This window comes from Spirosoma arboris (genome assembly GCF_009754945.1).
Lineage (GTDB): Bacteria > Bacteroidota > Bacteroidia > Cytophagales > Spirosomataceae > Spirosoma > Spirosoma arboris.
The window spans coordinates 1-1303 of sequence record NZ_WPIN01000055.1; the positions used below are offsets into that span (position 1 = coordinate 1).

Sequence of the window (1303 nt, forward strand, 5' to 3'; positions counted from 1 at the left end):
CGCCATTTATACAGCAAGTATGAATCAAACATCCATCAGAGTTTATTTATCTATATTCGGTGAACAGTTTGACCCAAATGCCCTGACAAATTTGGTCGGTCTCGCTCCTACAAATACAGGGATTAAAGGTCAAGCTATCGAGGGAAAAGCTACAATCTATAAAGATACTTTTTGGGATTTCTCGCCAGATGCAATGGACTCATTACTTCTGGAAGATATAACTAATTTTCTAGTAAATAAACTGAAAGGGTCAGAGATTACAATCTTCCAATTTATGGCTGAACATTCTCTTGTAGCAAAATTTACTATTGTTATTGAAATTGTTGATGGGCAAGCGCCTGCTCTTTACTTCAATCGGACTTTCCTGAGTTGTATTGAATCTCTAAATGCAGAAGTTGATATTGATACGTATGTTTTATAAATATTTCAACAATATGACTTAAAGAAGGTCAAATTACTTTCTAATTTTATGTTATGTGAATGAATTAATAAGCATCTATCGTAGGCGATAGATGCAATCTAACGATAGTGCTAGTAGCCCTACTTAAGCGCGAATCGAATAGGAACTACGTAAACTGATGAGACGAGTTGCCCGAGCTGTTGAGCCGCCACCCATCTAGGCATTTGCCGCACGACCCGTAGCGCCTCTTGATCACAGGCCGGAAATAGACTTTTACTGACTTTTACCCCCTCAATGGCTCCTATCGGGGTAACGGTAAATTCGACCAATACATCCCCCTCCACTTTCGCCAATTTGGCTTGAGCGGGATAGCGTAAATGATGGGCCACATACTGTATCATGCCCACCGTTCCCGTGGGAAAATACGCTTTTCTATCCATCGCTGCGCCTGTTTGTGCAGGGAGTTCGTATAGACCAGCCATATGGGACGTATTTTTGTTAATCGCTTTATAAGCCGCGGTTGCACCCATGGGCGGTAATTCTTCAGGCGCTATTTCCAGACTGACATTGAGCACTTGTTGATTAAGAACATTAGCTTGGTTGGGCACTGATTGGACCAGCAGTTGGTAGCCAAAGTTCATGAACACTAGCGTAGCCTCATTTGGTACATTCGATAAAAGATAGAATCCATCTTGATCGGTAGGCGTGCCTTTGGATGAATTAAATACGGCAACAATGGCTCCAGCCAACGGCTGGCCGCGGCTATTGGTGACTCGTCCTCTTACGGATCGCGTGGAGTCAGTTTGGGCCCTGGTCTGACTAGTCAGCAAACAGCTTAGTAAGCAAACTAAAGCAGCCTTTCTCATCGTATTTTCGGGCTAATTTTCTGTTGTATAAGTGCCA

Annotated in this window: 2 protein-coding genes; one reads left to right on the plus strand and one right to left on the minus strand. The window is 42.8% G+C overall.

Annotated features, from left to right (window positions below; all coding sequences use genetic code 11):
• Positions 1-421 (plus strand): DUF4279 domain-containing protein (locus tag GO755_RS40615; protein ID WP_227687299.1); only part of this gene is annotated, 421 nt, incomplete at its 5' end.
• Between the two features lie 119 nt (positions 422-540).
• Here GO755_RS40615 and GO755_RS40620 read toward each other — a convergent pair.
• A complete protein-coding gene (locus GO755_RS40620; RefSeq protein WP_157591164.1) occupies positions 541-1266 on the minus strand; it encodes a TonB family protein in 726 nt (241 codons plus the stop codon).
• Positions 1267-1303 lie beyond the last annotated feature (37 nt).

Coding starts and splice junctions, on each gene's coding strand:
- GO755_RS40620 (WP_157591164.1), bottom strand. CDS start 1,266: ATGAGAAAGGCTGCTTTAGTTTGCTTACTAAGCTGTTTGCTGACTAGT.